24 protein-coding genes and 1 pseudogene are annotated in these 26,959 nt (G+C 73.6%); 9 read left to right on the forward strand and 16 right to left on the reverse strand.

Features of this window, described 5'->3' with window-relative positions; all coding sequences use genetic code 11:
* Positions 1 to 85: 85 nt before the first annotated feature.
* The 5 genes and pseudogenes from IEZ06_RS37605 to IEZ06_RS04345 form a co-directional block, all read left to right on the forward strand.
* Positions 86 to 616: pseudogene (locus tag IEZ06_RS37605) on the forward strand (DUF4350 domain-containing protein); the annotation flags it as partial.
* Between the two features lie 538 nt (positions 617 to 1,154).
* Complete coding sequence (locus IEZ06_RS04330; RefSeq protein WP_229797772.1) at positions 1,155 to 2,339, forward strand: AAA family ATPase; 1,185 nt, start codon at positions 1,155 to 1,157, stop codon at positions 2,337 to 2,339.
* Positions 2,339 to 3,661, forward strand: a complete 1,323-nt coding sequence (locus tag IEZ06_RS04335) for a DUF58 domain-containing protein (RefSeq protein WP_189235321.1) — start codon at positions 2,339 to 2,341, stop codon at positions 3,659 to 3,661. Before IEZ06_RS04330 ends, IEZ06_RS04335 begins: the two co-directional genes overlap by 1 nt.
* A 194-nt stretch (positions 3,662 to 3,855) precedes the next feature.
* On the forward strand, positions 3,856 to 4,317 hold the full coding sequence (locus IEZ06_RS04340; RefSeq protein ID WP_189235322.1) for a prevent-host-death family protein: 462 nt from the start codon (positions 3,856 to 3,858) through the stop codon (positions 4,315 to 4,317).
* Positions 4,314 to 4,670, forward strand: coding sequence for a hypothetical protein (locus tag IEZ06_RS04345; RefSeq protein WP_189235323.1), 357 nt, complete (start codon positions 4,314 to 4,316; stop codon positions 4,668 to 4,670). Before IEZ06_RS04340 ends, IEZ06_RS04345 begins: the two co-directional genes overlap by 4 nt.
* 131 nt (positions 4,671 to 4,801) lie before the next feature.
* On the opposite strand, the gene IEZ06_RS04350 is transcribed toward IEZ06_RS04345, so the two are convergent.
* Positions 4,802 to 5,719: an RpnC/YadD family protein gene (locus IEZ06_RS04350; protein WP_229797773.1), complete on the reverse strand. Its 918-nt coding sequence runs from the start codon at positions 5,717 to 5,719 to the stop codon at positions 4,802 to 4,804.
* 145 nt (positions 5,720 to 5,864) lie between these two features.
* Positions 5,865 to 6,857: a stage II sporulation protein M gene (locus tag IEZ06_RS04355; RefSeq protein WP_189235324.1), complete on the reverse strand. Its 993-nt coding sequence runs from the start codon at positions 6,855 to 6,857 to the stop codon at positions 5,865 to 5,867.
* Between the two features lie 81 nt (positions 6,858 to 6,938).
* Here IEZ06_RS04355 and IEZ06_RS04360 point away from each other — a divergent pair, with 81 nt between their 5' ends.
* Positions 6,939 to 7,934: an RDD family protein gene (locus IEZ06_RS04360; protein ID WP_189235325.1), complete on the forward strand. Its 996-nt coding sequence runs from the start codon at positions 6,939 to 6,941 to the stop codon at positions 7,932 to 7,934.
* Positions 7,935 to 8,049: 115 nt separating this feature from the next.
* Here the strand turns inward: IEZ06_RS04360 and IEZ06_RS04365 are convergent, their stop codons facing one another.
* Complete coding sequence (locus tag IEZ06_RS04365; RefSeq protein WP_189235326.1) at positions 8,050 to 9,471, reverse strand: LVIVD repeat-containing protein; 1,422 nt, start codon at positions 9,469 to 9,471, stop codon at positions 8,050 to 8,052.
* 182 nt (positions 9,472 to 9,653) lie between these two features.
* On the opposite strand from IEZ06_RS04365, the gene IEZ06_RS04370 reads away from it, so the two are divergent.
* Entirely contained in the window at positions 9,654 to 10,292 is a 639-nt protein-coding gene (locus IEZ06_RS04370) for a DUF305 domain-containing protein (RefSeq protein ID WP_189235327.1), read from the forward strand.
* A gap of 113 nt (positions 10,293 to 10,405) precedes the next feature.
* On the opposite strand, the gene IEZ06_RS04375 is transcribed toward IEZ06_RS04370, so the two are convergent.
* Positions 10,406 to 11,647 (reverse strand): adenosylhomocysteinase, encoded by a 1,242-nt coding sequence (locus IEZ06_RS04375; protein WP_189235328.1) that lies wholly within the window; start codon positions 11,645 to 11,647, stop codon positions 10,406 to 10,408.
* A gap of 102 nt (positions 11,648 to 11,749) precedes the next feature.
* Positions 11,750 to 13,177 (reverse strand): adenosylhomocysteinase, encoded by a 1,428-nt coding sequence (gene ahcY / locus IEZ06_RS04380; protein WP_189235329.1) that lies wholly within the window; start codon positions 13,175 to 13,177, stop codon positions 11,750 to 11,752.
* 102 nt (positions 13,178 to 13,279) lie between these two features.
* Between ahcY and IEZ06_RS04385 the strand changes: the two genes are divergently transcribed.
* Positions 13,280 to 13,615 (forward strand): MerR family transcriptional regulator, encoded by a 336-nt coding sequence (locus IEZ06_RS04385; protein WP_189235330.1) that lies wholly within the window; start codon positions 13,280 to 13,282, stop codon positions 13,613 to 13,615.
* Between the two features lie 121 nt (positions 13,616 to 13,736).
* On the opposite strand, the gene IEZ06_RS04390 is transcribed toward IEZ06_RS04385, so the two are convergent.
* From IEZ06_RS04390 to IEZ06_RS04410, 5 genes are all read right to left on the reverse strand, one after another.
* Positions 13,737 to 14,672, reverse strand: a complete 936-nt coding sequence (locus IEZ06_RS04390) for a cation diffusion facilitator family transporter (RefSeq protein ID WP_189235331.1) — start codon at positions 14,670 to 14,672, stop codon at positions 13,737 to 13,739.
* A 42-nt stretch (positions 14,673 to 14,714) separates the two neighbouring features.
* Positions 14,715 to 15,821 (reverse strand): SIS domain-containing protein, encoded by a 1,107-nt coding sequence (locus IEZ06_RS04395; protein ID WP_189235332.1) that lies wholly within the window; start codon positions 15,819 to 15,821, stop codon positions 14,715 to 14,717.
* A complete protein-coding gene (locus tag IEZ06_RS04400; RefSeq protein ID WP_084008000.1) occupies positions 15,818 to 15,991 on the reverse strand; it encodes a Trm112 family protein in 174 nt (57 codons plus the stop codon). The genes IEZ06_RS04395 and IEZ06_RS04400 overlap by 4 nt, the downstream gene beginning before the upstream one ends.
* 4 nt (positions 15,992 to 15,995) lie before the next feature.
* A complete protein-coding gene (locus tag IEZ06_RS04405) occupies positions 15,996 to 17,360 on the reverse strand; it encodes a phosphomannomutase/phosphoglucomutase (protein ID WP_189235333.1) in 1,365 nt (454 codons plus the stop codon).
* A 63-nt stretch (positions 17,361 to 17,423) separates the two neighbouring features.
* Positions 17,424 to 17,792 carry a DUF3499 domain-containing protein gene (locus IEZ06_RS04410; protein WP_068894558.1) on the reverse strand — a complete coding sequence of 123 codons (369 nt, stop codon included), beginning with the start codon at positions 17,790 to 17,792 and terminating at the stop codon, positions 17,424 to 17,426.
* A 306-nt stretch (positions 17,793 to 18,098) separates the two neighbouring features.
* On the opposite strand from IEZ06_RS04410, the gene IEZ06_RS04415 reads away from it, so the two are divergent.
* Entirely contained in the window at positions 18,099 to 18,554 is a 456-nt protein-coding gene (locus tag IEZ06_RS04415) for a metallopeptidase family protein (RefSeq protein WP_189235334.1), read from the forward strand.
* Positions 18,555 to 18,623: 69 nt separating this feature from the next.
* Here IEZ06_RS04415 and IEZ06_RS04420 read toward each other — a convergent pair whose 3' ends face one another.
* The 6 genes from IEZ06_RS04420 to IEZ06_RS04445 form a co-directional block, all read right to left on the reverse strand.
* Positions 18,624 to 19,034, reverse strand: coding sequence for a VOC family protein (locus IEZ06_RS04420; RefSeq protein ID WP_189235335.1), 411 nt, complete (start codon positions 19,032 to 19,034; stop codon positions 18,624 to 18,626).
* Positions 19,035 to 19,039: 5 nt separating this feature from the next.
* Positions 19,040 to 19,489 carry a helix-turn-helix transcriptional regulator gene (locus tag IEZ06_RS04425; protein ID WP_189235336.1) on the reverse strand — a complete coding sequence of 150 codons (450 nt, stop codon included), beginning with the start codon at positions 19,487 to 19,489 and terminating at the stop codon, positions 19,040 to 19,042.
* A gap of 140 nt (positions 19,490 to 19,629) precedes the next feature.
* Positions 19,630 to 21,105 (reverse strand): DUF5719 family protein, encoded by a 1,476-nt coding sequence (locus IEZ06_RS04430; protein ID WP_189235337.1) that lies wholly within the window; start codon positions 21,103 to 21,105, stop codon positions 19,630 to 19,632.
* The gene (locus IEZ06_RS04435; protein ID WP_189235338.1) at positions 21,102 to 23,957 is read right to left on the reverse strand and encodes a glycosyltransferase family 2 protein; all 2,856 of its coding nucleotides are present in this window, start codon (positions 23,955 to 23,957) and stop codon (positions 21,102 to 21,104) included. Before IEZ06_RS04435 ends, IEZ06_RS04430 begins: the two co-directional genes overlap by 4 nt.
* A 178-nt stretch (positions 23,958 to 24,135) precedes the next feature.
* A complete protein-coding gene (locus IEZ06_RS04440; protein ID WP_189235339.1) occupies positions 24,136 to 24,396 on the reverse strand; it encodes a WhiB family transcriptional regulator in 261 nt (86 codons plus the stop codon).
* A 223-nt stretch (positions 24,397 to 24,619) separates the two neighbouring features.
* The gene (locus IEZ06_RS04445; RefSeq protein WP_189235340.1) at positions 24,620 to 26,851 is read right to left on the reverse strand and encodes a hypothetical protein; all 2,232 of its coding nucleotides are present in this window, start codon (positions 26,849 to 26,851) and stop codon (positions 24,620 to 24,622) included.
* Positions 26,852 to 26,959 lie beyond the last annotated feature (108 nt).

Here is a 26,959-nt window from a genome sequence, read left to right on the forward strand (position 1 = left end):
GCCCGCCTCGCCCCGGGTCCGCGACGCCTGGGCGCGCTGGCGCGGGCCGCTGGGCGTCCTGGCGCTCCTCGCCGCGTTCGCCCTGGTGACCGCGCTGGTCACCCGGCCGGGCACCGGCGGCTACCTCAGCGCGGAGTCGACGACCCCGCGGGGCGCGCACGCCCTCGCCCAGCTCCTGCGCGACCAGGGCGTCGACGTGCGGCCCGCGGACACCGTCGAGGAGGCCCGCGAGCTGACCGGCCCCGACTCGCTGCTGGTGGTGGCGCAGAGCCAGTTCCTCGCCGACGAGGCGCTCCTGCGCGACCTCGCCGCGCTGCCCGGCGACCGCCTGCTCGTCGAGCCGGTGACGCAGGCGCTGCAGGCGCTCGCCCCCGAGGTCGGCGCGGGCGCGCTGACGGACGTGGAGTCGCGGGCGCCCGGCTGCGACCTGCCGGCCGCGCTGCGGGCGGGCACCGCCGTGACCGGCGGCGTCTCCTACAACCCCCCGTCCGGGGCGCGCAGCTGCTACGGCGGCGCCCTGGTCAGCTTCTCCTCCGGAGGCCGGACCGTCACCGTGGTCGGCTCCGGCGAGTTCATGACCAACGAACGGCTGGCCGACGACGGCGACGCCGCCCTCGCGATGAACCTGGCCGGCACCAGGCCCGCCGTGACCTGGCTGGCCCCCTCGCTGCCCCAGGCCGGAGCGGCGGAGGGGAAGGCGTCCGTGCAGGACCTGGTCCCGCCCGGCGTCACCTGGGCCGCCCTCCAGCTCCTGGTCGCGATCGGGCTGCTCGCGGTCTGGCGGGCCCGCCGGCTCGGCCCGGTCGTCACCGAGCGGCTGCCCGTCGTGGTGCGCGCGGCCGAGACCGTGGAGGGGCGGGGACGCCTCTACCGGTCCCGCGGGGCGCGCGACCGGGCGGCGGCGGCGCTGCGGGCCGCGGCCCTGGACCGCCTCGTCCCCCGCCTCGGACTGACCGCCGACGCCACCCCCGCCGAGGTGGTGGCCGCCCTCGCCATGCGGACCGGGCAGAATGCCCAGCAGGCGGGCGCCGTCCTGTACGGCGCGCCGCCCGCCGACGACGCCGGTCTCATGGCCCTGGCCCGGCACCTGGACATCCTGGAAAGGCAGGTATCTAACGCGTGAGCGAGCACAGCACCTCCGGGGAGGGGAACCCGTGACCACGCCCGACTCCCCGCACCAGCCGTCCGGTGAGCGGCCGGTCTGGCCTCCGGCGGACGCCGCGCCGCCGGCGGGCCCCCCGGCGGACGCCACCCAGCCGATGGGCCCTCCGGCCGGCCCCCCTCCGGCCGGCCCCCCGATGGCCGCACCCCCGCCCGCCGGCCCCCCGGTGGCCGCGCCTCCGCCGGTGACGGACCCGCGACCGGTCGCCCCCGTGCCCGCCGAGAGCGAGGAGAGCCGGGCCGCCCGCGCCTCGCTGGGCGCGCTGCGCACCGAGGTCGCCAAGGCCGTGGTCGGCCAGGACGCCGTGGTCTCCGGGCTGGTGATCGCCCTGCTCTGCCGGGGCCACGTGCTGCTCGAAGGCGTCCCCGGCGTCGCCAAGACCCTGCTGGTGCGGACGATGGCCGCCGCGCTCTCCCTGGACTTCAAGCGCGTGCAGTTCACCCCGGACCTGATGCCGGGCGACGTGACGGGCTCGCTGGTCTACGACGCGAAGACCTCGGAGTTCGAGTTCCGCGAGGGGCCGGTCTTCACCAACCTGCTGCTCGCCGACGAGATCAACCGCACCCCGCCCAAGACCCAGGCCGCCCTGCTGGAGGCCATGGAGGAGCGGCAGGTGAGCGTCGAGGGCGAGGCCCGCGGGCTGCCCGACCCGTTCATCGTGGCCGCCACGCAGAACCCGATCGAGTACGAGGGCACCTACCAGCTGCCCGAGGCCCAGCTCGACCGGTTCCTGCTGAAGCTCACCGTCCCGCTCCCGGGCCGCGAGCAGGAGATCGCGGTGCTGGAGCGGCACGCCCTCGGCTTCGACCCCAGGGACCTGTCCCACGTCAAGGCCGTGACCTCGGCTGAGGACCTGGCCGTGGGCCGCGCGGCGGTCGCCCGGGTGCACGTCGGCCCCGAGGTCCTCGGCTACGCGGTGGACGTCGCCCGCGCCACCCGCCGGTCGCCGGCCCTGCGCATGGGCGTCTCCCCGCGCGGGGCGACCGCGCTGCTGGGCGCGGCGCGGGCGTGGGCGTGGCTCTCCGGCCGCGGCTACGTGACGCCGGACGACATCAAGGCCCTGGCCCTGCCCGCGCTCCGGCACCGGATCCAGCTGCGGCCCGAGGCCGAGCTCGAGGGCGCCACCCCCGACGGCGTGCTCGACGGCATCCTCGCCTCCGTCCCCGTACCGCGCTGATGGCGCTCACCGGACGCACGGGCCTGCTCGCCGCCCTCAGCGCGATCGTGGTGCTGTTCGCCCCCTGGCCGGCGGCCGCCGCGGCCGGACTGCTGCTGGTGCTGGCCGCACTCGTCGCGGTGGACCTGCTGCTCGCCGGGGGCGTCCGCCCGCTGCGGCTGGAACGCTCGGGGGAGCGCAGGGTACGGCTCGGCGACTCCGCCCGGGTGACCCTGACCGTGACCAACCCGGGCACCCGCCGGGTGCGCGGCCTCATCAGGGACGCCTGGGCGCCCAGCGCCGGCGCCCGGCCGCGGGAGCAGGACCTGGACGTCCCGGCCGGGGAGCGCCGCCGGGTGGCCGTCACGCTGGCGCCGCTGCGGCGGGGCGACCGCGACTCCGCCGTGGTCACCGTACGGTCGGTCGGCCCGCTGGGCCTGGCCGGCCGGCAGGGTTCGCACGCCGTACCGTGGACGGTGCGGGTGCTGCCGCCCTTCCTCAGCCGCCGCCACCTGCCCGCCAAGCTCTCCCGCCTGCGCGAGCTCGAAGGCCGCAACCCCGTCTCGATCCGCGGGCAGGGCACCGAGTTCGACTCCCTGCGGGAGTACGTCCCGGGCGACGACGTGCGCTCCATCGACTGGCGGGCGACCGCCAAGCGCAGCGACGTCGTGGTGCGGACCTGGCGTCCGGAGCGGGACCGGCGGGTGCTGATCGTGCTGGACACCAGCCGCACCTCGGCCGGGCGCGTCGGCGTCGACCCGGCCTCCGGCGACCCCTCCGGCTGGCCCCGGCTCGACTGGTCGATGGACGCCGCGCTGCTGCTCGCCGCGCTCGCGGCCCGGGCGGGCGACCGGGTCGACTTCCTCGCCCACGACCGGACCGTCCGCGCCTGGGTGCCCGGCGCGTCCCGCACCGAGCTGATGTCGGTCCTGGTGAACGCCATGGCGCCGCTGGAGGCGGAGCTGGTCGAGGCCGACTCCGAGGGCATGGTCGCGGCGGTGCTGGCCAGGGCCCGGCACCGCTGCCTGGTGGTGCTGCTCACCGACCTCAACCCGACCGCGCTGGAGGAGGGGCTGCTCCCGGTCCTGCCCCAGCTGGCCGCCCGCCACCAGGTCCTGCTCGCCGCGGTCTCCGACCCTCGGGTCGCCGCCATGGCCCAGGGCCGCGACACCCTGGAGCAGGTCTACGACGCCGCCGCGGCCGAGCACCTGCGCAACGCCCGGCGGCGGATGACCGCGCGGCTCCGGCGGCACGGCGTCGAGGTCGTCGACGCCGCTCCGGAGAGTCTCGCCCCCACCCTCGCCGACGCCTACCTGGCCCTGAAGGCCGCGGGACGGCTCTGAGCGGGAGTTCTCCGGTAGGATCCCCGCCCCCTCTCGACGCGCCACGGCTTCGGCACCGGCCAGGCCGCGGCCTGTTGCGGGCCGGTGACGGCGGAGATGCCGTTCGGTCCCAGCACCCGGGCCCCCAGCCGGTAGCCGGTAGCCGGTCGGGCGGAGTTCTTTACTTCGGAACGTGTTCCGAAGTACGGTGCGGTATGGCTACACCAACCGTCCCGTTCTCCGACCTGTCGAAGCACTCCAAGCAGGTCGCCGAGACCATCGACCGGTTCCACCGCGTGCACGTCAAGCGCCGCGACGGAGAGGACCTGTTCATCTCCACGGCCCGGCACGACCGTCAGCGCGAGGAGACGGCTGACGTCTCGGCCCGCATGATCGCCGCACTGCTGGCCAGCGACGAGGGTGTCCGCGCCGTCCTGCACGCCCTGCCCGCGGTCTTCCCCTGGGCACGGCACCTGTCCGTGGAGGAGAGGTGGGAGTTCGTCCGGGAGCTCATCGACGCCACACGGGACGCGGTCGACCTGGATGTCCACGCCACATTGCACCGGGTCATCGTCGAGTGGCGCGCCACCGCCCGCATCCTGGCCGACCCCGCGCTGGCCGCGCAGCTCACCCGCCCGCTGCCCGAGGAGGACCACGGCGAGGTGACCGCGCCGTGAGCCCCAAACGCGGCGACGCCGTGGCCCCGCCCCCGATCGGTGACGAGTGGCAGCTGCGGTTCGCCACCAGCGAGGCAGCCAAGGGCTGGATCGACCTGTGCGCCGAGGCGGCGGGCAACACCCGGCGATGCTTCGAGACGCTGCGCGCTGATCCGTTGTCGCAGGATGACCCGGACCGGCAGCACCGGCTGCGCGGTCGCCTCGCCACCGGCACACTGGGCGGTCGCGACCATCCACAGTGGGAGTACGAGGTCACCGCAGGTGGCCGGGTGCGTTACCTGGTCGACGAGCCCCGGCGGACTGTCCATCTCGTCTACGCCTCACCCCGTCATCCCAAGGACACCGACGCCTGACATCACTCGCAGGGCGCGGCATCCGGCGAACGACCGGATGCCCCGTCCGGCTGGGGGCGGTGGTGCGGGGTGAAGACGAAGGTCTCGTCAGTCGCGGATCTCCACCCACTTCGTGAGCTCAGCCGGCGTACTCATTCGTCCGTCTCGCCGAACAGGTCGTGCACGGTCTGGACGGTCACCGCGCGGGCCGCCCAGGACTCCAGCCGGACGAGGTCGGCGCAGGCGGTGATCCGGTCACGGACGTCGTCCGGCACCTCCAGGCCGCGGGTGGCCAGCACCAGCAGCACCAGCCGGGCCGCCTCCTCGGCCTTGCCCTCGATCTTGCCCTCGATCTTGCCCTCGGCCTTGCCCTCGGCCTTGCCTTCTTCCAGGCCGCGGCCGTAGTGCTCACGGGCGAAAGGGCTGTAGACCGGCCAGGTGGTGGACGTCATGATCTCCTCCAAGAGACGCCGCACCTCGGGTGCGGACATGCTGTAAGCGTGTTCATAGTACTTCGGAGCGTGATCGTCGGGCAGTTCCGCGAGCGCCGCGGCGAACGCCTCGACGACCTTGCGCTGGCGGCCGTGCACCATGACCGCCATCGCCGCCAGCTCCGGCTGGGCGGCGGCCTGCTGCGGGTCGGTGATGGCGGGGATGCCGGCCGGGCCGAGCACGCAGGCCTGCAACCGGTAGCCGGGCAGGCCCGAGTCGATGGGGCGGGCGTAGTACTCGGCGGTCCTGGCGTCGGGGCAGACGACCATGACGGTGACCGCGCAGCGCAGCAGCAGCCAGAGCGCGGCGGCGTAGCGGGCGAGCTGCCGGGGGTCTTTGGACGTGTCCTGCTGGATCTCGACGATGATCGCGTGCACGGGGCCGGTCGGCGGTCCCAGGACGATGACCAGGTCGGCCTCGATGTCGTCGGAGGGCCGGGTGTTGAAGGTCGTGGTCTCCAGCCGGACCAGCGGCGTGGCGGGCAGATCCTGCCCCAGCAGATCCCGCAGGATCTCCACGGCCAGTTGGGGGCGGTCACGGAAGAGGTGGACGAGAGAGTCGTGTCGGGGAGATGGCACGTCGCTTATTGTGACATGTCAATCACACAAAGCGATCGAATTTCTGGCAGACCGCCGCTCCTGGAGCCGTACCGCCGCGGTCTTCCGGTGGTCAGGCGGCTTCGCGGCGCGGTTCCGGAGCCGGCCGTGCCGGTCCTTCAGCCCGTCAGGCCGCCGGGGCGACGTCCGGGGCACGCTCGACGTCGCCGGTCTCGCCCTGCCGTACGGCGCGGCGGCCGAAGTACACCACGTAGCCGAGGAAGGCCGCCTCGGCCAGCACGCCGATGCCGATCCGCGCCCAGGTGGGCAGCGGGGAGGGGGTGACCAGGGCCTCGATCAGGCCCGAGAGGAACAGCACGGCGACCAGGCCGAGGGCGACGCTCACGATAGCGCGGCCCTGCTCGGCGAGCGCCTGGCCGCGCGGGCGGTGGCCGGGGTCGACCGCGGTCCAGCCGAGTTTCAGGCCCGCCCCCGCCGCCAGGAAGACCGCGGTGAGCTCCAGCAGCCCGTGGGGGGTGATCAGCCCGAAGAAGACGTCGCTCTTGCCCGCCGCCGCCATCAGGCCGCCCGTGACGCCCACGTTCAGCGCGTTCTGCAGCAGGACGTAGAGGATCGGCAGGCCCAGCAGGATGGAGAAGGCGATGCACTGCGCCGCCACCCAGGCGTTGTTCACCCACACCTGTGCGGCGAAGGACCCGGCGGGGTTCGCGCTGTAGTAGTCGGCGAAGTCGTGCTCGACGAGCTGCCTGATCTCCTCGGGGGTGCCGACGGCCGCCTGCACCTCGGGGCTGCCGGCCACCCACGCCCCGAAGGCCACGGCGACCGCCGTCGAGGCGACCGCCGCCCCCAGCCACCAGCGCCAGGCGCGGTAGGCGACGACGGGGAAGGAGACCGTCCAGAACCTGGCGAACTCCCGCCAGAGGGGGGCGTGCGCCCCGGTGACGGCCGAGCGCGCCCTGGCCACCAGGGAGGAGAGCCGCCCGACCAGCAGCGGGTCGCGGGACGACGAGCGCACGATGGACAGGTGCGTCGAGACCCGCTCGTAGAGCTCGACCAGCTCGTCGACCTCCTCCCCGCGCAGAGACCTGCGCCGCCGCACCAGCTGGTCCAGGCGGTCCCAGGTCGGCTGGTGCACGGTGACGAAGGCATCGATGTCCACGACAAAAGAGCCTATTCGCCCCGGCCGGGACACCGCCACGCGGCAGAACCGCACGGTACGGCGGGCGGTAGGGTCGGGAGCATGTCCGATCTGGTGACCGGTGACGCCGTCGTCCTCGACGTCTCGACCGCGCAGCTGCCGATCCGGGCGGCCGCCTTCCTGATCGACCTGGCCGTGCAGGCCGCGGCGGTGGTCTCGGTCTTCCTGCTCGTCGCCAACACCGCCAGCGTCACCGACTCGGCGCTGCTGACGGCCTTCATGATCCTGTTCGTCGTGCTGGTGTTCGTGGGATACCCGGTGCTGGTGGAGACGTTGACCCGGGGGCGGAGTCTCGGCAAGCTCGCCCTCGGGCTGCGGGTGGTCGGCGACGACGGCGGGCCCGAGCTGTTCCGCCAGGCGCTCTTCCGGGCGCTGGCGGGTTTCGTCGAGCTCTACCTGCTCACCGGCGGCCCGGCCGTCATCTGCTCGCTCCTGTCCCCCCGGGGCAAGCGGCTCGGCGACGTCTTCGCCGGGACGATGGTGATCTCCGAGCGCGGCCCGCGGAGCCCGGCCCCGCCCCCGGAGATGCCGCCCCGGCTGGCCGGCTGGGCTGCGGCGGCGGAGCTGTCCCAGCTCCCGGACGACCTGATCCACACCGCCCGGCAGTACCTCTCGCGCAGGGACGACCTGTCCCCCGCCGTCCAGCAGGAGATGGGCGCGCGGATCGCGGCCCGGACGGCGGCCTTCGTCTCCCCGCCCCCGCCGCCCGGCGTGCCGCCGCACGTCTACATCTCGGCGGTGCTGGCCGAACGGCGCCGCCGCCACCTGGAGCGGCTGACGCTGCGGGCGGAGGCCCGGCGGGCCGCGGCCGGGCAGGGGGTGCCGCGTTACGCCGCGGCGGTCTACGCGCCCGCGCCGCTCCACACCGCCGCGCCGTACGCTCCGCCGGGTGCCGCGGTCCCCGCGCCCCACGCGCCGCCCGGCGCCGCCGCCGTCCCGCCGGTGCAGGCTCCCGCTCCGGCCTCCGCCGCTCACCCCGGCTCCGCGTCCGGGTCCGGGGCCGGGGCCTCGACCGGCGGTTTCACCCTCCCCTCCTGACGGCCCCCGGACGCCCCTTCTCGAACAACCCTCCGACGCCCCGGGACGCGCCGAGGGGGCGGCGGGAGATCCGCGCCGCCCCCTCGGGGTCATCGGGTCGTGGTGATGCCCGCGATCAGTGGTGGCCGTGGCCCCGCTCGCGGTAGGACGCCTGGGTCTGGGCGTTCAGGATGTCGAACCTGACGTGCTGGGCCGACCTCGTGCGCGGGTCGTTGATCTTCAGGATGTCGAGCCCGAGGTTGAAGTCGCTGCCGTAGATGTAGCCGTTGTAGTAGTACGCCGACCAGTGGCCGCCGCTCAGCGCGGGGGCGGTGTCGTCGGGACCGCGCTCGAAGTAGGCGATCTCCTTCGGGTTGGCCGAGTCGGTGAAGTCCACGACCGAGATGCCGCCCTGGTACCAGGCCTGGACCATGATGTCCTTGCCCTTGACCGGGATCAGCGAGCCGTTGTGGGCCACGCAGTTCTCGGTGTCCGCCTGGTGGCGGGCGATCTTGAAGTAGCTCTTGAAGACGAGCTGCCCGCCGACGATGTCGAAGTAGGCGTTGGCTCCGCGGTTGGGGCCGATGGCCTCGTTGCAGGTGGCCTGGGTGCCGCCGCCGAGCTCGTCGGTGAAGACCACCTTGGTGCCCTCGTTGTTGAACGTCGCCGAGTGCCAGAAGGCGAAGTTCTCGTCGTCCCGGACGGTCGCGGTGACCTTGGGGCTGACCGGGTCGGAGATGTCCATCAGGATGCCCTCGCCCATGCAGGCGCCGGCGGCGATGTTCTTCTCCGGGTAGGCCGTGATGTCGTGGCAGCCGCTGGTGGCCGACGTGCGCTCGGGGTACGGCAGGCCGTCACCGGGGTTGCCGCCGTCGGGGAACAGGTTCGGCGTCGCGACGACGGCCGCCGCGGTGGGGTTGCGCAGCGGCACCTTGATGATCGAGATCAGGTCGTGCGGCGGCTGGCAGTCGGGGAAGGTCGCCGACGGGTTGTAGGAGGAGACGTAGACGTAGACGTTCCGCCGGTCGCGGCCCTTGCCCGGCACCAGGGTCAGGGTGTGCGAACCGCAGTTGGTCTCGACCGACTTGATGTACTTGGGGTTCTTCTTGTCACTGATGTCGAAGATGCGGACGCCCTCCCAGGAGTCCTTGTTCGACGCGGGCTGCGCGGTGCTCTGGCAGGAGTCGTCGCTGCGGGAGGAGTCGACGGCGCCGAAGAGCAGGTTCCCGTAGACCGAGACGTCCATCTGGCCGCCGGGGCAGACGAGCGAGCTGACCGGGGTCGTCCTGTTGGGCCGGCGGATGTCGTAGATGGAGAAGCCGCTGTAGTTGCCGACGTAGGCGTAGTCGCCCTGGAAGGCCATGTCGGTGTGGATGTCCGTCAGTTCGGCGGGCCTGGGCACGTTGCGGACGTGCTCGATGTTGGCGCTCTTGACGATCTCGCCGGGAGCCGGGATGTCCGCCGCCTGGGCGGGGACGGTGGACAGCGCCGTCAGTGCCGCGACACCGGCTGCGACCAGGAGGCGCCTGGTGAGGCGTCTTCCTTGCGGGGTGAACACTCGCGAACCTCCTTGTCATGCGCTCCGTAGGAGGCGCATAAATGACTGAATCGTTCATCCCGAACAAGCAGCCCGACAAGGTGTCATAGTGTCAGTAGATACTTCCGACTTGATCCCTTTACTCCGGAGATAGTGCGGTATTAGTGTTTTCCGGCACCAGTCCCTCCCCGAAAGGAGAACGGGTGCGCGCCGCCCTCCTCCTCCTGGCCGCCGCCCTCTCCCTCACCGCCTGCAGCGCCGCGCCCGAGCCGCCCCCTCGGGCCGCCGCCGGATCGCCCGTGCCGATCATCGTGCCGGGCAGGCCCGGAGAGGACGCCAGGACCGTCGGCCCGGCCGAGGCCGCCACCCTCGTGCCGACGCCCACCGCCAACGCGGCGGACGTGAAATACGTCCAGGACATGATCATCCATCACCGGCAGGCCCTCGACATGGCGGGCCTCGCCCCCGCCCGCGCCCGGTCCATCCCGTTGAAGGGCCTGGCCTCGCGCATCGCGGACTCCCAGGGACCGGAGATCCAGTTCATGACCTCCTGGCTCCAGCAGCAGGGCCAGCGGGTCCCGGACCACCACGCCGGCCACGGCGACATGCCGGGGATGGCCGCCCCGGAGCAGCTGGAGGCGCTGAAGGCCGCCTCCGGCGAGGACTTCGACCGGCTCTTCCTCGACCTCATGATCGCCCACCACCGCGGCGCGATCACGATGTCCGAGCAGGTCCTGGGCGGCGGGTCGCACATCAAGATCGAGGAACTCGCCAACGAGGTGTCCGTGACCCAGGGCGCGGAGATCCGCCGGATGCTGGAGATGCGGGCCGCGGCGGGCTGACCGCCGTCCGCCGGCCGGGCCGCCGGACGACGGCACGACCGCCCGCGGGACGGCACGGCCGCCCGGCGGGCTCCCAGGCCGCCTCACGAGCCGGCCCGAGCCGGCCGCGGCGTCTACGAGCCGGCCCGCCAGGAGCGGAGATAGCGCTCCTGGTCGGCGGTGAGCTCGTCCACCTCGATGCCCGCCGCGGCCAGTTTGAGCCGCGCCACCTCCGCGTCGATCTCCTCGGGCACGTCGTAGACGCCGGGCGCCAGCAGCGCGTGCTCCCGGACCAGCCAGGCGACCGCGAGCGCCTGCGCGGAGAAGGACATGTCCATGACCGCGGCCGGATGCCCCTCTGCGGCCGTCAGGTTGACCAGGCGCCCCTCGGCGAGCAGCAGCAGGCGGCGGCCGTCGGCCAGGACGTACTCGTCGGTGCCGGCCCGCACCCCCCGGTGCACGGCCTGCGCCAGGTCGTCCAGGGCCCGCACGTCGATCTCGACGTCGAAGTGGCCCGCGTTGGCCAGGATCGCGCCGTCCTTCATCACGGCCAGGTGCTCGCCCCTGATCACGTCGCGGTTCCCGGTGACCGTGACGAACACGTCCCCGGCCCGCGCCGCCGCGGCCATCGGCCGCACGTCGTAGCCCTGCAGCGAGGCGTCCAGCGCCTTGACCGGGTCGATCTCGGTCACCACCACCCGGGCGCCGAGGCCCCGGGCCCGCTCGGCCACGCCCCGGCCGCAGTAGCCGAACCCGGCGACCACCACGGTCTTGCCCGCCAGCAGCGTGTTGGTGGCCCGCATGATGCCGTCCATCGTGGACTGGCCGGTGCCGTACCGGTTGTCGAACATCCGCTTGGTCCGGGTGTCGTTGACCGCGACCACGGGGAAGCGCAGGGCCTGCTCCGCGGCCATCTGCCGCAGGCGGATGATGCCGGTCGTGGTCTCCTCGCAGCCGCCGCGGACCCCGCCGAGCAGTTCGGTCCGCTCGGTGTGCAGGATGTTCACCAGGTCGCAGCCGTCGTCGAGGACGAGATCGGGGGCGATGTCGAGCGCCTGGTGGATGTGCCGGTAGTAGGCGTCCCGGTCGGCCCCGGCCCTCGCGTGGACCGCGATCCCGTAGTCGCCGAGCGCCTGCGCGACGTCGTCCTGGGTGGAGAGCGGGTTGGAGGCGGCCAGCGCGATCTCGGCGCCGCCGACCCGCAGGGCGCCCATGAGCACCGCGGTCTCGGCGGTGACGTGCAGGCACGCGGCGATTCGCCAGCCCTCCAGCGGGCGCTCCGCGGCGAACCTCTCGCTGAGCGCCGTGAGCACCGGCATCGCCCGCGCCGCCCAGCCGATCCGCCGCTCCCCGGCCTCCACCAGCGCCCTGTCCACGTCTTCCCCCCTGATCGGCCGAGGGCCCCCGCAGGTCTGCGGGGGCCCCGGGTGGAGCTGTCCTCGGCGCCCCGGCCCGCGACGGGCCGGGTCCGGGTTTTCTCAGTAGCGGTAGTGGTCGGGCTTGTAGGGGCCCTCCACCGGCACGCCGATGTAGTCGGCCTGGGCCTTGGTCAGCTCGGTGAGCCTCACGCCCAGGGCGTCGAGGTGGAGGCGGGCGACCTTCTCGTCGAGGTGCTTGGGCAGCACGTAGACGCCGACCGGGTACTCCTCGGTCTTGGTGAAGAGCTCGATCTGCGCGATCACCTGGTTGGTGAACGAGTTGGACATGACGAACGAGGGGTGGCCGGTGGCGCAGCCCAGGTTCATCAGGCGGCCCTCGGCGAGCACGATGATCGAGTGGCCGTCCGGGAAGGTCCAGGTGTGGACCTGCGGCTTGACCTCCTCCTTCACGATGCCGTCGATCTTCGCCAGACCGGCCATGTCGATCTCGTTGTCGAAGTGGCCGATGTTGGACACGATGGCGTTGTGCTTCATCCGCGACATGTGGTCGGCGGTGATGATGTCGAAGTTGCCGGTCGTGGTGACGAAGATGTCGGCGATCTCGACGACGTCCTCCAGCGTGGTGACCTGGAAGCCGTCCATGGCCGCCTGGAGCGCGCAGATCGGGTCGATCTCGGTGACGATCACCCGGGCGCCCTGGCCGCGCAGCGCGTCGGCGCAGCCCTTGCCGACGTCGCCGTAGCCGCACACGACCGCGACCTTGCCGCCGATCAGCACGTCGGTGGCGCGGTTGAGACCGTCGATGACCGAGTGGCGGCAGCCGTACTTGTTGTCGAACTTCGACTTGGTCACCGAGTCGTTGACGTTGATCGCCGGGAAGAGCAGCGTGCCGGCCTTGAACATCTCGTACAGGCGGTGGACGCCGGTGGTGGTCTCCTCGGTGACGCCCTTGATGCGCGAGGCGATCTGCGTCCACTTCCTGTCGTCGGAGACGGTGCGGCGGAGCAGGTCGAGGATGACCTTCCACTCCTCCGGGTCGTCCTCGGCGGCGCTGGGGACGGCCCCGGCCTTCTCGTACTCGGCGCCCTTGTGGACGAGCAGCGTGGCGTCGCCGCCGTCGTCGAGGATCATGTTGGGGCCGTCACCGCCGGGCCACAGCAGGGCCTGCTCGGTGCACCACCAGTACTCCTCCAGGGTCTCGCCCTTCCAGGCGAAGACCGGCACGCCCTTGGGCTCCTCGACGGTGCCCTCCGGGCCCACGACGACGGCCGCCGCGGCGTGGTCCTGGGTGGAGAAGATGTTGCAGCTGACCCAGCGGACCTCGGCCCCCAGCGCGACCAGCGTCTCGATGAGCACGGCGGTCTGGATGGTCATGTGCAGCGAGCCCATGATCTTCGCGCCGGCCAGCGGCTGCGCGGCGGCGTACTCCTTGCGGACGGCCATCAGACCGGGCATCTCGTGCTCGGCGAGCCGGATCTCCCTGCGCCCGAAGGCGGCCAGGGAAAGGTCGGCGACCTTGAAGTCCATGTGCTGTTACCCCTCTACCGGATGGTCGACGAGTGCGAGTCTAGACGCGCGCGGTTACCAGAAGCACACCTGAAGCGGGGAAACTGACATAAGATTGTCAGAATGCGAATCACGGAGGCCGCCCGGCGGCTGGGCATGTCCCCCCGGATGCTCCGCTACCGCGAGGCGCTGGGCCTGCTCCCCCCGGTCCGGGGCCAAGGCGCGCACCGGCGCTTCGGCCCCGAGGAGCTCGCGGCCGTCGCGCAGGGCGTGGAGCTGGAGAAGCGGTTCGACATCTCCCCTAGCGAGCTGGCCTTCGCCCTGCGGGTGCTGAGCGAGCCGGCGGTGGCGCAGGCCGTACGGGACCTGGGGCTGCGGATCGGCCGGCTGCAGGCCCCCCGCCGGGCCCTGGACTTCGAGAAGGAGAAGGCCCTGCGCCTGCTCCAGGGCCGCCCGTAGGGCCGGGCGCGCTCCAGGGCCGCCTTCGGAGAACGGCGAACGCCGTACCGCCCGCCGCGGAGAGGAGTCCGGCGGCGGGCGGTACGGCGTTCACGGGCCCGGACGGGCCCGGGCGGGAAGGTCAGGCGGAGGGGCCCGCGACGGCGTCCGCCCGGTAGAGGTCGGGCTCCAGGTAGATGACGCGGGCCTCCGGGACGGCGGCGCGCACCCGCTTCTCGGCCTCGTCGATGCCCTTGGCGATCTCCGCGGCCGTGTCGTCGTTCTCCACCGCGATCTTGGCGGCGACCAGGATCTCCTCCGGGCCCAGGTGCAGGGTGCGCATGTGGATGACCCGGCTCACCTCGGGGGTGCTCTCCAGGGCCGCGCTGATCCGGTTCTCGACCTCGGGGCCGGCGCCCTCGCCGATCAGCAGCGACTTGGTCTCGACCGCCAGGATCACCGCGATGACCGCGAGCAGGACACCGATCATCAGGGTGCCGATGCCGTCCCAGATCGGGTCACCGGTGACCACGGCCATCGTCACGCCGAAGAGCGCGAAGATCAGGCCGAGCAGCGCGCCGAGGTCCTCCAGGACGATGACGGGCAGCTCAGGGGACTTCGACCGGCGGATGAACGCCACCCAGGACTGGTCGCCGCGGACCGCGTTCGACTCCTTGATCGCGGTGCGGAAGGAGAACGCCTCGGCGATGATCGCGAAGGTCAGCACGCCGAACGCCCACTGCGGGGTTCGTATGACCTCCGGGTGGGAGAGCTTGTGCCAGCCCTCGTAGAGGGAGAACAGCGCGCCGATGGTGAACAGCACGACCGCCACCACGAAGGCGTAGAAGTAGCGCTCCCGGCCGTAGCCGAAGGGGTGCTCCGGCGTGCGGGCCCGCGCCGCCCGCTTGCCGCCGAGCAGCAGCAGCGCCTGGTTGCCCGAGTCGGCCACGGAGTGGATGCCCTCCGCGAGCATGGCCGACGAACCGGTGAAGACGAACGCGACGAACTTCGCCGCCGCGATCGAGAGGTTGGCGGCCAACGCCGCGATGATCGCCTTTGTACCGCCGCCCGCGCTCACGGCAGCCTCCACTCATATATCAAGAAAAACCGGGACACGATCCTATTGGGAAATTCTCGTCTTGAGTTCCGTGATCGCCGACACCGGGGTCGGGTCGATGCCGTACCCCAGGGCGAGGTAGGTACTCGCGTAGTCCCCCAGCCCGATCAGGGAGGCCAGCCGCTCCAGCGGATGCGTGCCCTCGGCGGCGATCTCGGTGACCGGCACGTTCCGGTCGTGCGCCAGCCGTACGGACGCCTCGCGCCGCCGGGTCACCTGCGGATGCTCCTCCGCGTCGCGCAGCACGAACAGCCGGAGCGACCGCCCGGCCTCGTCGGCGAAGATGTCCCGCTCGGCCAGCGGCCCGTCGAAGGTCACCACCTGGTTGTGACCGGTCTCCGGGATCTCGCCCCAGATCGCCGGGTACTTGCCGTTCTCGTTGAGCTGGCAGGCCCACCGGTGGGCCGCGACCGCGGCCAGCGGCGACGACCCCCAGACCATCGGGATCGTCTCGGCCAGCTCCATCGCCAGCGACTTGCCCGGGTTGATGAACGACTCGCTCACCGGGCGGCAGCGGTTCGCGATCTCCTCCAGCCGCCCCGCCACCGTCTCGAACGTCTCCTCGTCCACCCGGAGCAGGCCGAGCTCGGCGGCGGCGGCGAGCAGCGGGACCGAGAGCGCCCAGAGCCCGGCGCGCGGCTGCCCCCCGGAGGCGACGGGCACGAACGGCGCCCCCGCCTGCCGGGCGATCGCCTCCAGCGCGGAGCCGGGGCCGCCCACCGCGAGCAGGCGGCACCCGCGGCGCACGGCCTCGGTCGCCGCCGCGAGCGTCTCCTCGCTGGATCCCGAGCACGACACCGCGATGACCAGGTCGGTCGCCCCGACCCAGCCGGGCAGCCGGTAGGAGCGCACGGTCACGATCGGCAGCGGCGCACCGTGCCCGCACACCGCGGCCAGGACGTCGCCCGCGATGCCCGAGCCGCCCATCCCCGCGACCACGACGGCCCGGGGGCGGCCGTCGCGGGCCAGCGACGACACGCCCGCCTCGCGGGCCGCCCGGTACGAGGTCCGCAGCTGGGCCGCGGAGGAGGCCACCGCCCGCAGCATGCCCGAGGGGTCGCCCTCCTCCAGCCACCGGGGGTCGTCGAGCCGGCCGGCCTCCCAGTTCACGGCTTGCGCGCCTCGTCCACCAGCAGCACGGGGATGTCGTCACGGACCGGGTAGACCAGCCCGCACTGCGCGGAGGTGCAGGACAGCTCGTCCGCCTCCGGCTCGGCGCGCAGGGGGGACTTGCAGTTCGGACAGGCCAGGATCTCCAGCAGCCAGTCGTCGATCTTCACGCGTTCAGCTCCTCACGACAGCCAGGACCTCGTCCCTGATCGCTGCCATCTGAATCTCGTCGGCCGCCTCGGCGTTCAGCCGGAGCAGCGGCTCGGTGTTGGACGGACGAAGATTGAACCACCATCCGGGGCCGGACACGGTCAGGCCGTCCAGCTCGTCGAAGGTGACACCGTCGCGGCCGGCGAAGGCCGCGCGGACGCGGTCGGTCACGGCGGCCTGGTCGGCGACGGTGCTGTTGATCTCCCCGGAGGCGGCGTAGCGGGAGTAGGCCGCCAGGACCTCCGAGAGGGGCCGGTCCTGCTCGCCCAGCGCGGCCAGCACGTGCAGCGCGGCCAGCATGCCGGAGTCGGCGAACCAGAAGTCCCTGAAGTAGTAGTGGGCGGAGTGCTCCCCGCCGAAGACCGCGCCGGTCCTGGCCATCTCGGCCTTGATGAAGGAGTGGCCCACCCGGGTGCGGACCGGCTCGCCGCCGTGCTCCGCGACGATCTCGGGCACGCCCCGCGAGGTGATCAGGTTGTGGATGACCACGGAACCGGGGTGCTTGGCCAGCTCGCGCGCGGCGACCAGCGCGGTGATCGTGGACGGCGAGACCGACTCGCCGCGCTCGTCGACCACCCAGCAGCGGTCGGCGTCGCCGTCGAAGGCCAGGCCGATGTCCGCACCGGTCTCCAGCACGGCCTTCTGCAGGTCGCGGAGGTTCTCCGGCTCGATCGGGTTGGCCTCGTGGTTGGGGAAGGAGCCGTCCAGCTCGAAGTAGAGCGGGACCAGCTCGATCGGCGCCCCGGCCCGGCGGCCCAGCACCTCGGGGACCGTGTGCCCGGCCATGCCGTTGCCCGCGTCGACGACCACCTTCAGCGGGCGGACGCCGGCCAGGCCGACCAGCGTCAGCAGGTGGTCGGCGTAGCCCGCCAGCAGGTCGGCCCGGGTGACCCGCCCCGAGCCGCCGCCGCCGGGGCCGCCGGCCGCCAGGATCTTCGCGGCCCGGTCGCGGATCTCGGTCAGGCCGGTGTCGCGGCCGATCGGCACCGCGCCCGCGCGGCACATCTTCATGCCGTTGTAGCGGGCCGGGTTGTGGCTGGCGGTGAACATGACACCGGGCAGCTCCAGGTGGCCGCTCGCGTAGTAGAGCAGGTCGGTGGAGCCGAGGCCCGCGTGGACCACGTCGGCGCCCCGCGAGACCGCTCCGCGCGCGAAGGCCGCGGCCAGCGGCTCGGACGAGGTGCGCATGTCGTGGGCGACCACGAGCCGGTCGGCCCCGGTCACCTCCACGAAGGCCGCGCCGACCGCCTCCGCGGTCTCCTCGTCGAACTCGTCCGGCACGACGCCGCGAACGTCGTACGCCTTGAAGATCCTGGCGAGATCGCCCACTCCAGCTCCGCCCCCCTTGTGATGTCTGCTGGTCCCCAGCCTAGGGGGTGACCGGCGTCCGGGTCAGCGATCGCGCTGGGGCTGCGCCGAGCGGAGCACCCGCAGGTGCCCGCGCCGCCCGACCTCGACCCCCTGGCCCACCGGCTCGGTGCCGCTCCCCGGCGCCGGGCGGGCGGCCTCGCGCACGGCGTTGGCGAGGGCCTCCAGGTCGTCCGTACTGGGCGGGGCGCCGTCGGTGGGCAGGCGGACGACCTCCCAGCCGCGTGGCGCGGTCAGGCGCTCGGCGTGCTCGGCGCACAGGTCGTAACAGTGCGGCTCGGCGTACGTAGCCAAGGGCCCGAGGACTGCGGTCGAATCGGCGTAGACGTACGTGAGCGTGAAAACGGCAGGCTGACTGCACGCGGTGCGGGAACAGCGGCGGACGGGGCTCACGGTGGGACCGTATCCGGTAAGCGTCCGGGGCGCCACTATCTGGACGCTCTTAACGAGCGTGTCGCCACAATTCGGACACGTGTCGCGGCTTTTGCCCAGGTGTAGGGCTCCCGCGCTCCGCGGACGCCGGCACCGTGCGTCCCGGCCGCCGCCCCCGGCGCGCCCGCGTCCCGGGACCGTCCCCGCCCCGGGGGCGCATCCGGTCATCTCTCCGGACGCCCGCGCATCCCGGGCCGCCCCGCCCGGGGGCGCCTCGGCCGCCTCCACCACTCGCGGGCCCTTCCCCGGCGCGTCTAAGCTTTACAGGTGAGTCCGGCACCTGGAAGACCCCGCCCGCCGCGCAGGCGCGACCGGCACGGCCGCGGCCTGCGCGGCCCGTTGGCGCCCTCGCACGTGCCGATCGCCAAGTCTCGCAGCGAGCGCTTCGACGACCTCGTCCTGGACGCCGTGGACCGGCTCAAGCCCCGGTGGGGCAAGCAGCTGGCCGTCATGGAGTTCGCCGTCGAGGAGGTGCCGCCCGCCGACGACCTGGGCGACGGTCCCGGGCTGCTCACCGGCGAGCCGATCCCGTTCGGCCGGGCCGAGCCCGCCGCGGCGGACCGCCCCGCCGTGGTGATCGTCTACCGGCGGCCCCTGGAGGCGAGGGCCCACGACCGCGACCAGCTCGGCGCGATGGTCCACGACACCGTGGTGGAGCAGGTCGCCGGGCTCCTCGGGATCTCCCCGGAGTCCGTCGACCCGGGCTACGACGAGCGCGGCTAGGCCGCGCCCGCCGTCGGCGGGGCCCTCCCCGGGCCGGTGTTCACCGGCTCGGACGGCCCCGGTCGCGCATCAGGTGAGCTGGTTGATGCGGATGAGGTTGCCGGTCGGGTCGCGGAAGGCGCAGTCGCGGACTCCGTAGTCCTGGTCGATGGGTTCCTGGACCACGTCGGCGCCGGCGGCCTCCAGGCGCTGGAAGAGGCCGTCGAGGTCGTCGGTGGCCAGGGTGATCGCGGCGTAGGTGCCCTTGGCGATCAGCTCCAGGACGGTGCGGCGCTCGTCCTCGGTGACGCCGGGGTCGGCGGCCGGCGGGTGCAGCACGATGGAGGTCCCGGGCTGTCCGGCCGGTCCGACGGTGATCCAGCGCATGTCCTCGTAGCCGACGTCCTTGCGGACCTCGAAGCCGAGGACGTCGCGGTAGAAGCCCAGGGCGGCCTCGGGGTCGGTGTGCGGCAGGAAGGCGTGGTGAATGGTGATGTCCATGCCGCTCACGCTAGGCGTGGCTGCTGCGGGGGTGCTTCTCGATTCCTGACCGGTCTGGTCACCTGCTTGGCCAGGCACGGCGGGATGCCCGCCGCCGCCTGCGAGTGGTCCTGGCGGTAGACGCTCGGCGGCACGCCGACCAGCTCGGTGAACCTCGTGCTGAACGTCCCCAGCGAGGACGAGCCCACCGCGAAGCAGACCTCGGTGACGCTGAGGTCCCCCCGGCGCAGCAGCGTCATCGCCCGCTCGATCCGCCGGGTCATCAGGTACGAGTACGGCGACTCGCCGTAGATGCGGCGGAACTCCCTGCTCAGGTGCCCGGCCGACATGTGCGCCCCGCGGGCCAGCGCCTCGACGTTCAGCGGATCGGCGTACTCGCGGTCGATCCGGTCGCGGACGCGGCGGACGGCGGCGATGTCGCGCAGCCGCTGCTCGTGCGCACGCCTGTCGGACATGGGTGCCATCCTCCCATGCCGTGCCCCACCCCGGACGCGCCGGCCGGGAGACGGTCGCCGCCCTCGCCGAGCAGGCCGTGAGCCGAACCGGGTGAGCCCGGCCTTCCCGGATCCGCCCGCATCACCACCGATGCGGACCGTCAGGGCAGGACGGTGGCGACCGACTCGGTGATCGGCGGCACCAGCGCCCACATGCGGGCGGCGGCCAGCGGCTGGACGGTCAGCGCGAGCCCGTCCTTGATCCGCTCGTCCATCACCCGCGCGCCGTACACCGGGCCCGAGCCGGGCAGCGGGAGCACCACCACCGCGAAGGAGCCGTCCATCTCGGGCAGCTTGACCTCCTTGACGCGGGAGGCGGCGATGCCCAGCTCGAACGCCTCGGGCGCGTCGCCCGACCGCGGCAGCACCTGGACGCTCACCTTGCCCTCCGCCTCCGGCGCCGCCAGCACCAGCCGGGAGCCCCGCTTCCCGTCCGTGCGGTTGTCGGCCACCACGCTGCCCAGGTCGATCGGGGCCGCCCCGGCCGTGAAGGCCACGTCGGGCTTCTTCCCCGTCCCGGTGGCGGCCAGCCCGGCCACGACCGGCGTTTCGGAGGTGAGCACGAGGGCGGCCGGCTGCCCGCCGATCCCGGTGGACAGGTCGACGGAGACGACGGACCCGGCGGGCACGTCGACCAGCTCGCGGCCCTTGAGCGCGTAGGTCCCGTCGGGGGTCAGCACCTTGACCTCGACCAGCGTGTCGACCTCGGCCGGGGAGGCCACCAGCAGCTCGCGCTTCCCCCCGCCGCCGGGGACGCCCGGCACCACGACGCGGGTGGCCGGGGCCGCCGCCGCGGGCAGCCAGTCGACGCCCCGCCCGCCGTTCATGATCGCGCGGGCGGCGGCGGTGACCCGCCCGGCGGCGGTGCGCACCTCGACCGCCATGACGAGCGGCGACGGGGCCAGCTCCTTCAGATCGACCGTACGGCTCCCGCCCGGTTCGAGGACGATCGTGCTCCCCGTCCCGCCCGCCACCGGGCCCTCGCCGGAGTAGACCAGGACCTCCACGACGGCCCGGGCGGGGTCGGGGTTGGACAGGTACAGCCTGACGTCGGCCGCGGCCGGGCCCGGACCCACCAGCCAGGTGCTCGCGGCCGGCTCCACGCACCGGACCCCCGCCAGGCCCCGCTGCCCGCCGGAGGTCTCCCGGCGCGTCTGCGCCGACTCCAGGCCCGCCGCGCTGCTCCCGGTGGCGGTGACCGTGACGGGACCGCTCCCGGCGGGGACCTCCTGCTGCCAGAGCCTCCCCGGCGTGTCCAGGGTGTCCAGGACCTTGTCCCCGGCGTCCCCGGCGTCCCCGGACTTCCCGCCCCCGGCCCCCTCGGCGGTGACCGTGGCCGTCCCCGGGCCCGCGCCGCCGCCGTCCGGCGGCGTGACGACGCCGACCCGGGTGTCCGCCGGGGCGGGGCACACGGTCGTCACCGAGGAGATCGGCACCCTGCGGGGTTCGGGCACGGCCGCCGCGCCCTCGGCGGCCGTCCGGTCCGGGCGGGTGGCCGCGGCCGTGCCGTACAGCGCCAGCAGCGCCACCAGCACCAGGACGAGGAGACCGAACCGGTTCTCGATCAGGGACTTCACCGGGCCGCCAGCTCCCTCTCCGTCTCGGGCACGTCCTGCGGGAGCTCTTCCTCGCCCCGCGAGCCGGGCGCGGCCAGGACCGCCACCACGCACACCAGCAGCGCCTGCACCCAGAGCCAGCGGGCGTGCCAGGGGTCGCCCGGCGGGACCGGGGGCATCCCGACCGGCTGGGTCAGCCGCCACACGCCGAGCTCCCGGGACAGGCTCATCCTGGCCAGCGCGGGCTGGGAGTCCAGGGCCCGGCCGATCTCCGGGCTCACCGGGCTGGCCACCACCACGAACCGCACGCCGTGCGCGGCCAGCACCCGGGCGTCGTCGCCCCCCCTGCCGGAGACCAGCCCGGCCGCGGCGACGCTCACCAGGTCGCGCGGGCCCTCGGGCGAGGGGATGTCGGACTCTCCGATCAGCGGCATGCGGCCGCGCAGCACCGTGAAGGTCAGGGCGCCGTCGCGGGAGCGCAGCAGCAGGGTCCGCTCGCCCCCGCCGGAGTTGGCCGCGACCAGCGCGGGCACCGCGTCGCGCGCGTTCCCGCTGATCGGCCCGGGGGTGCCCCGCACCATCCACATGCCCGCCGCGAGCAGCGGGGTGGAGAACGCGACCGCCACGACCAGCAGCGCGGCGATCCGGCGCAGCCCTCCGGCGGCGCGGAACTCGGCGACCCGGCCCGCGGTGAGCGCCGCCACCACGAGCATGCCCAGGGCGGCGAAGGCCAGCGGCACCCCCGGCCAGGCGGGGGCCTCGGTGTCGCCGCCCGGCGAGGTGACCGTGATCCGGCCCGCCAGCACCGCCACCAGGACGCCGAAGAGGGCCACGCCCCAGCCGATCGCGATGACCATCCGGTTGCGGCGCATGAGCAGCGCCGCCAGGCACGCGGCGATCAGACCGGCGGTCACCCAGAACGGCGGCATCCCCGGACCGCCGGGGCTGAGCAGGAGCAGGGACTCGGCCGGCAGCGCGGGATCGACCAGCTCGGGCCGGTGGAGCCCGGCCTCCAGCAGGAACCGGCCGGGGTCGGCGACCAGTTGGACCAGCCAGGGCAGCAGCAGCACGACCGGGACGCCGAACGCGATCGCCACCGAGGCGCCGACGCCCCGCCGCGGGAAGGCCAGCGCGGCCAGCGCGCCCAGGAGCAGCGTGAGCGGGTAGACGACCGGGGCGAAGGCCGTGCCGACCGCGAGCAGGAGCCCGAGCGCCCAGGCGGCGCGGCGGGCCCGGCGGCCTTCGCCGGAGAGCAGCGTGGTGGCCAGCGCCGCGTAGACGGGCAGCAGGACGAAGACCACGGCGGTGCCGAGCCGCCCGGCGGCGACCGCGCCGGTGGCCACGGGGAGCAGCGCGTAGGAGGAGGCCAGCCAGACGCGGGTCCACCGGCCGGAGACGATCCTGCGGGTCGCCGCGTAGGCGGAGAACCCGGCCAGCGGGACGCAGCCGAGCAGCAGCACGGAGACCGCCAGCCAGGTCTTGCCGAGCAGCACCGACGAGAGCGCGGCCAGCACCGCGACGTACGGCGGGGCCCAGGCGTCGCTGCCCAGCCCCGTCGGGTGGTACCCCTCGGTGTACAGCCGCCACAGGTCGGCGGCCCCGCCGGTCACCGGGACGAGCGCGCCGCCGCCCAGCCGGGCGCCGCCGACCAGGCCCCGCTCGGCGATCAGGGTGACCGCGAGCAGCGCCAGGAAGAGCAGCACGCCCGGGTTGCCGAAGACCCGGCGGGTCGCCCCGGCGTCGTCGGTGAGCAGCTCCTCCCCGTCCTCCTGCGCCCGGACGACGGCGTGGTGCCGTCCGGCGGACTCCACCGGGCCGCCGGACAGGTGGTTCTGGATCCGGTCCACCAGCCGCCGGTAGCCCGCGCCCGGCGGGGTGAGCAGGCGCTTGACCGCGTTGTAGCGCTGCTTCCTGCCCTTGGCGCGGGCCCGGCGCGCCCGGAGCAGGCGCCAGGGGTGGGCCAGCACCGAGCCGAACGCCACGACCTCGTCCAGCGCGTTGGCGGGTTGCTTGGCCAGCAGGAACATGACGGCGCGGAAGAGCGATCCGGCCAGGTTGCGCAGCAGGGCCCGCAGCAGCGGCCCCGCCGGCAGGTTCGCCAGGACGACGAAGAGGGCGTTGCGGCGGTCCAGCCGCCGGGGGTGGGCGCCGCTGACGGTGATGCGGCGGCGCCGCCGGGAGGCGGCCTCGGCGTGCCAGGCGACCGCGCGGGTGACGTTCTGCACCCGGTGGCCCGCGTTCCTGACCCGCCAGCACAGGTCCAGGTCGTCACGGAAGATCCGCAGGAAGGGGTCGAGCCCGCCCACCTCGTCCCAGACGTCGCGGCGGATGAGCATCCCCGCGGTGGAGACCGAGAGCACGTCCCGGACGCCGTCGTACTGCCCCTGGTCGAACTCCCTGGCCTCCAGGCCGGTGTCCCTGCGGCCCGTACGGTCGACCGTGACCCCGACCTCCAGCAGGAGCCGCCGGTCCAGCCAGTCGCGGAGCTTGGGGCCGAGCACCCCCGCCTTGGGGTCGGCGTCGGCGGCCCGGAGCAGGTGCTCCAGCGCCCGGGCGTCCGGCGCGCAGTCGTCGTGCAGCAGCCAGATCCACTCGTTCCCCCCGGCGGGCTCCAGCCTCTTGAGCACCTCGGCGACGGCCTCGCCGAAGCCGGTGGAGCGCGGCAGGGTCAGCACCGCGCTCGATCCGAGGGTCCGGGTCAGCAGGTCGGCGCCGCCGTCGCGACTGCCGTTGTCCGCCGCGACGACCCGGTCGACCGGCCGGGTCTGCCGGAGCAGCGAGTCAAGGGTCTCCCCCAGCCAGCGGGCTCCGTCGTGGGAGACGACGATCGCGGTGACGGTGTGGTGCGTGCGGGGGGCGTCGGTGATGGACATGCGTCCCGTGGTCCAGGAGGGGGAGATCGGCGGCGACCACGATACGGCACCTTATGTCCGTATATACCGGCGGCACGAAAAAAGGCCACGCGGCTGACAGCCGCGTGACCTCATCGAGATATCGTCGAGCGCCCCGGAGGGCGCCTTGGATTTCTTCAACGCGTCGGACGTCGTCCCCTCAGACGGCCTCACGCTTCATCCGGCGACGCTCACGTTCCGAGAGCCCGCCCCAGATGCCGAACCGTTCGTCGTGCTCGAGTGCGTACTCCAGACACTCTGCACGCACCTCACAGGAACGGCACACCTTCTTGGCCTCCCGAGTCGATCCCCCCTTCTCCGGGAAGAACGCCTCCGGGTCGGTCTGCGCGCACAGCGCGCGTTCCTGCCAACCAAGCTGCTCTTCAGCGCCGCCGTCCTGTGCGATGACCAGGTCGGCCACTGCACACCTCCTTGCCGCCCGCAATGGAGCCCCCTATGAACGCCTCCCCCTTACCCACCCGGAGGGAGACGTAACAACACGCCTGTAATTACACGCGCGTGGCTGGTGTGGCGTCAAGCGGCATGCCGCTATCCGGGGAAAGACCCGCTCTCCCCGGCTCTGAGGCGTGTGCCTGCGACGATGGCAATTGCACCCTGGCGATCGTGAAGATCGCCTTGGGTCTTCAGTGCTCTCGACGGTCGGAACCGTACCAGGACATGTTCGGCTCCTGACCAGGTCCCGTCCTCTCCCTGTCGAGGTTTTCCTCTCCCGTTGCCTGGCCCGGGCGCTCCGGCGTGTAGATCGCCGTGGGGTCGATGGGCTGGGAGTCCCAGCCCCGGCCCGCCGTACCGGCCGGGTCTCCCGGGCCGGGGGCGTTGAGCGGGTCGTTCCGGTAGGCGCCCGGGTCGAACCTGAGCGTCGCCTCCGCGGGCGCGTCCCACGGCCGGCCCTGGTCCGGCTGCGGGGCCTGGGGCTGAGCCTGCTGGGCCTGCTGCTGGGCCGGGGGCGCCTGCGGGGTCTGCGGGTGCCCGAACGGGTCGTCGTACCCGGCTCCCGGCGAGGAGGTGTACTCCGGCACGCGCAGCTGCGGCTCGGTCCCGGAGGACTGCTGGTAGCTCTCCGCCTGCTGGTACGCCTGGGCGATCTGCTGGGAGCGGGGGTCGGCCGGGTCTGGGTACGGCAGGCCCGGGTCGCTCTGCCGGGCGAACTCCGCCCCGGAGTAGCCGGTGAGCGGCTGGCCGTAGTTGTCCGGCGGCTGCGGGAACGCGGATCCCTGCGGCGGCGCGTCGAAGGACAGGCGCGGCCGGCTGTCGGCCGGCGTGTACGGCGCGGGCTGCGAGGCCGGGAACGGATCCTGCGACAGCGGGTGGGGCTGCGGCTCGCCCTGCGGCTGGGCGTAGGACTCCGCCTGCTGCCCGTAACCGGACAGCAGCGGGTCCGTCGGCTGCGGCACGTAGTTCGACGGCGAGGAGTCGCCGTACCCCGGGGACGCGCCCTGCGACTGGGCGGCGTACCCCTGGGCCTGGGCGGACGACTCGTAGCCCTGGGACGGCGCGTGGGTCTCGTAGCCCTGGGAAGGCGCGGACGGCTCGTAGCCCTGGGACGGGGACTGCGCGGGCGGGAACGGCTCGGCGGGGGCGGCGTAGGCCTGGGCCGGCGGCTCGTAGGAGCCGGCCGGGGGCTCGTACGGCGCCGGAGCCTGGGGCTTGACGTCCGCCGCGACGTACGGGCTCGGGGTGTAGACCTGCGGCTCCGCGTGCTGGACGGGGGACTGGTCGTAGACGGAGGACGGGGCGCCGTAGGGCTGGTTCTCCGGGGCCGCGCCGTACGGGTGGCCCTCGGCGGATGCACCGTACGGGTGGCCCTCGGCGGGCGCCACGTACTGCGCGCTCTCGTTCTGGCCGCCGTACGGCCGGCTCTCGGCCTGGCCGCCGTAGGACGGGTCCTCGGCCGCGGCTCCGTACGGCCGGTTCTCCGTGCCGTAGCCGGACGCCTGGCCGGTGTGGCCGTCGCCGCCCTGGGACGCGTAGGCGTTCTCCTGCGGCTGCAGCGCGTGGGAGCCCTCCTGCGGCGCGTACCCGCTCTCCGGCTGGTGGCCGTACTGGTCGGAGGGGGCGGGCGGGAGCGCCGGGGGGCTCAGCGGGCTGTACTGCGCCTGCGGAGCCGGCGCCTCGGGGAAACCGTTCCCCTGGACGGAGGCCTGATGCGCGGGGGTCTCGGGGAAGCCGTGACCCTGGACGGAGGCCTGATGCGCGGGGGTCTCGGGGAAGCCGTGACCCGGGACGGGACCGCCCTGCGGCACCCGGTCCTGCGGCTGGTGGAAGGGGGCCTGCGGCGCGGGCTCGTGCGCCTGGGGGCCCGTGCCGTACGCCGGGGCCGCGCCGTACTCCGCCGGCCGCCCGCCGAAGCCGCCGTCGGGGCGGAACCCCGGGGTGTCCCAGGACTGCACGGGGCGGGCCGCGGCCGCCGGAGCGTTCGCGGCCTTGGGGAGCAGGAAGAGCACGGCGAGCACGGCCAGCGCGAGCACGGGCACGTTCAGGAGGAGGAACTCGACCTTGCCCATGAAGCCGGTGTCGCCGGCGAACACGCCGCCCAGCAGCCCGATGGCGCCGAAGAGGACGGCGAGGCCGAGCGTGGCCACGGCCACGTACACCATCGGCTTGAGCCGCGCGATCGCCGGGCCGGGGCCGCCCGCCAGCAGGACCGCGCCGACGAGCAGGGCGACGGTCACCGGCGAGACGAGCTGCTGGAGGAAGACGGCCGCGCGCAGCGCGAAGGACGACCCGCCGAGCGACGAGCCGAACAGCAGCCGCTCGATGCCGACGAGCACGCTCCCGGACGCCGCGGCGACCATGAGCCACGCGGCAGGCTCCCGGAGCCGGCCCGCATCGACGTTGATCACAATTACCCCCATTAGGGTCCTTGGGTAAACCCGGGCCAAGTTTTACACATGGCCGACTTCAGCGTCGGTGGACCCAGGAAGCTCATGAATCCCACAAGTGTCCCATTACTCGGTATTCAC

The sequence above is a fragment of the Planomonospora antibiotica genome, assembly GCF_014647955.1.
GTDB classification, from domain to species: domain Bacteria; phylum Actinomycetota; class Actinomycetes; order Streptosporangiales; family Streptosporangiaceae; genus Planomonospora; species Planomonospora parontospora.

Excerpts from the sequence above, each read along its gene's own strand:
- IEZ06_RS04335 (WP_189235321.1), top strand. The coding sequence starts at position 2,339 with ATGGCGCTCACCGGACGCACGGGCCTGCTCGCCGCCCTCAGCGCGATC.
- IEZ06_RS04340 (WP_189235322.1), top strand. The coding sequence starts at position 3,856 with ATGGCTACACCAACCGTCCCGTTCTCCGACCTGTCGAAGCACTCCAAG.
- IEZ06_RS04360 (WP_189235325.1), top strand. The coding sequence starts at position 6,939 with ATGTCCGATCTGGTGACCGGTGACGCCGTCGTCCTCGACGTCTCGACC.
- ahcY (WP_189235329.1), bottom strand. The coding sequence starts at position 13,177 with ATGGACTTCAAGGTCGCCGACCTTTCCCTGGCCGCCTTCGGGCGCAGG.
- IEZ06_RS04385 (WP_189235330.1), top strand. The coding sequence starts at position 13,280 with ATGCGAATCACGGAGGCCGCCCGGCGGCTGGGCATGTCCCCCCGGATG.
- IEZ06_RS04420 (WP_189235335.1), bottom strand. The coding sequence starts at position 19,034 with ATGGACATCACCATTCACCACGCCTTCCTGCCGCACACCGACCCCGAG.
- IEZ06_RS04425 (WP_189235336.1), bottom strand. The coding sequence starts at position 19,489 with ATGTCCGACAGGCGTGCGCACGAGCAGCGGCTGCGCGACATCGCCGCC.
- IEZ06_RS04435 (WP_189235338.1), bottom strand. The coding sequence starts at position 23,957 with ATGTCCATCACCGACGCCCCCCGCACGCACCACACCGTCACCGCGATC.
- IEZ06_RS04445 (WP_189235340.1), bottom strand. The coding sequence starts at position 26,851 with ATGGGGGTAATTGTGATCAACGTCGATGCGGGCCGGCTCCGGGAGCCT.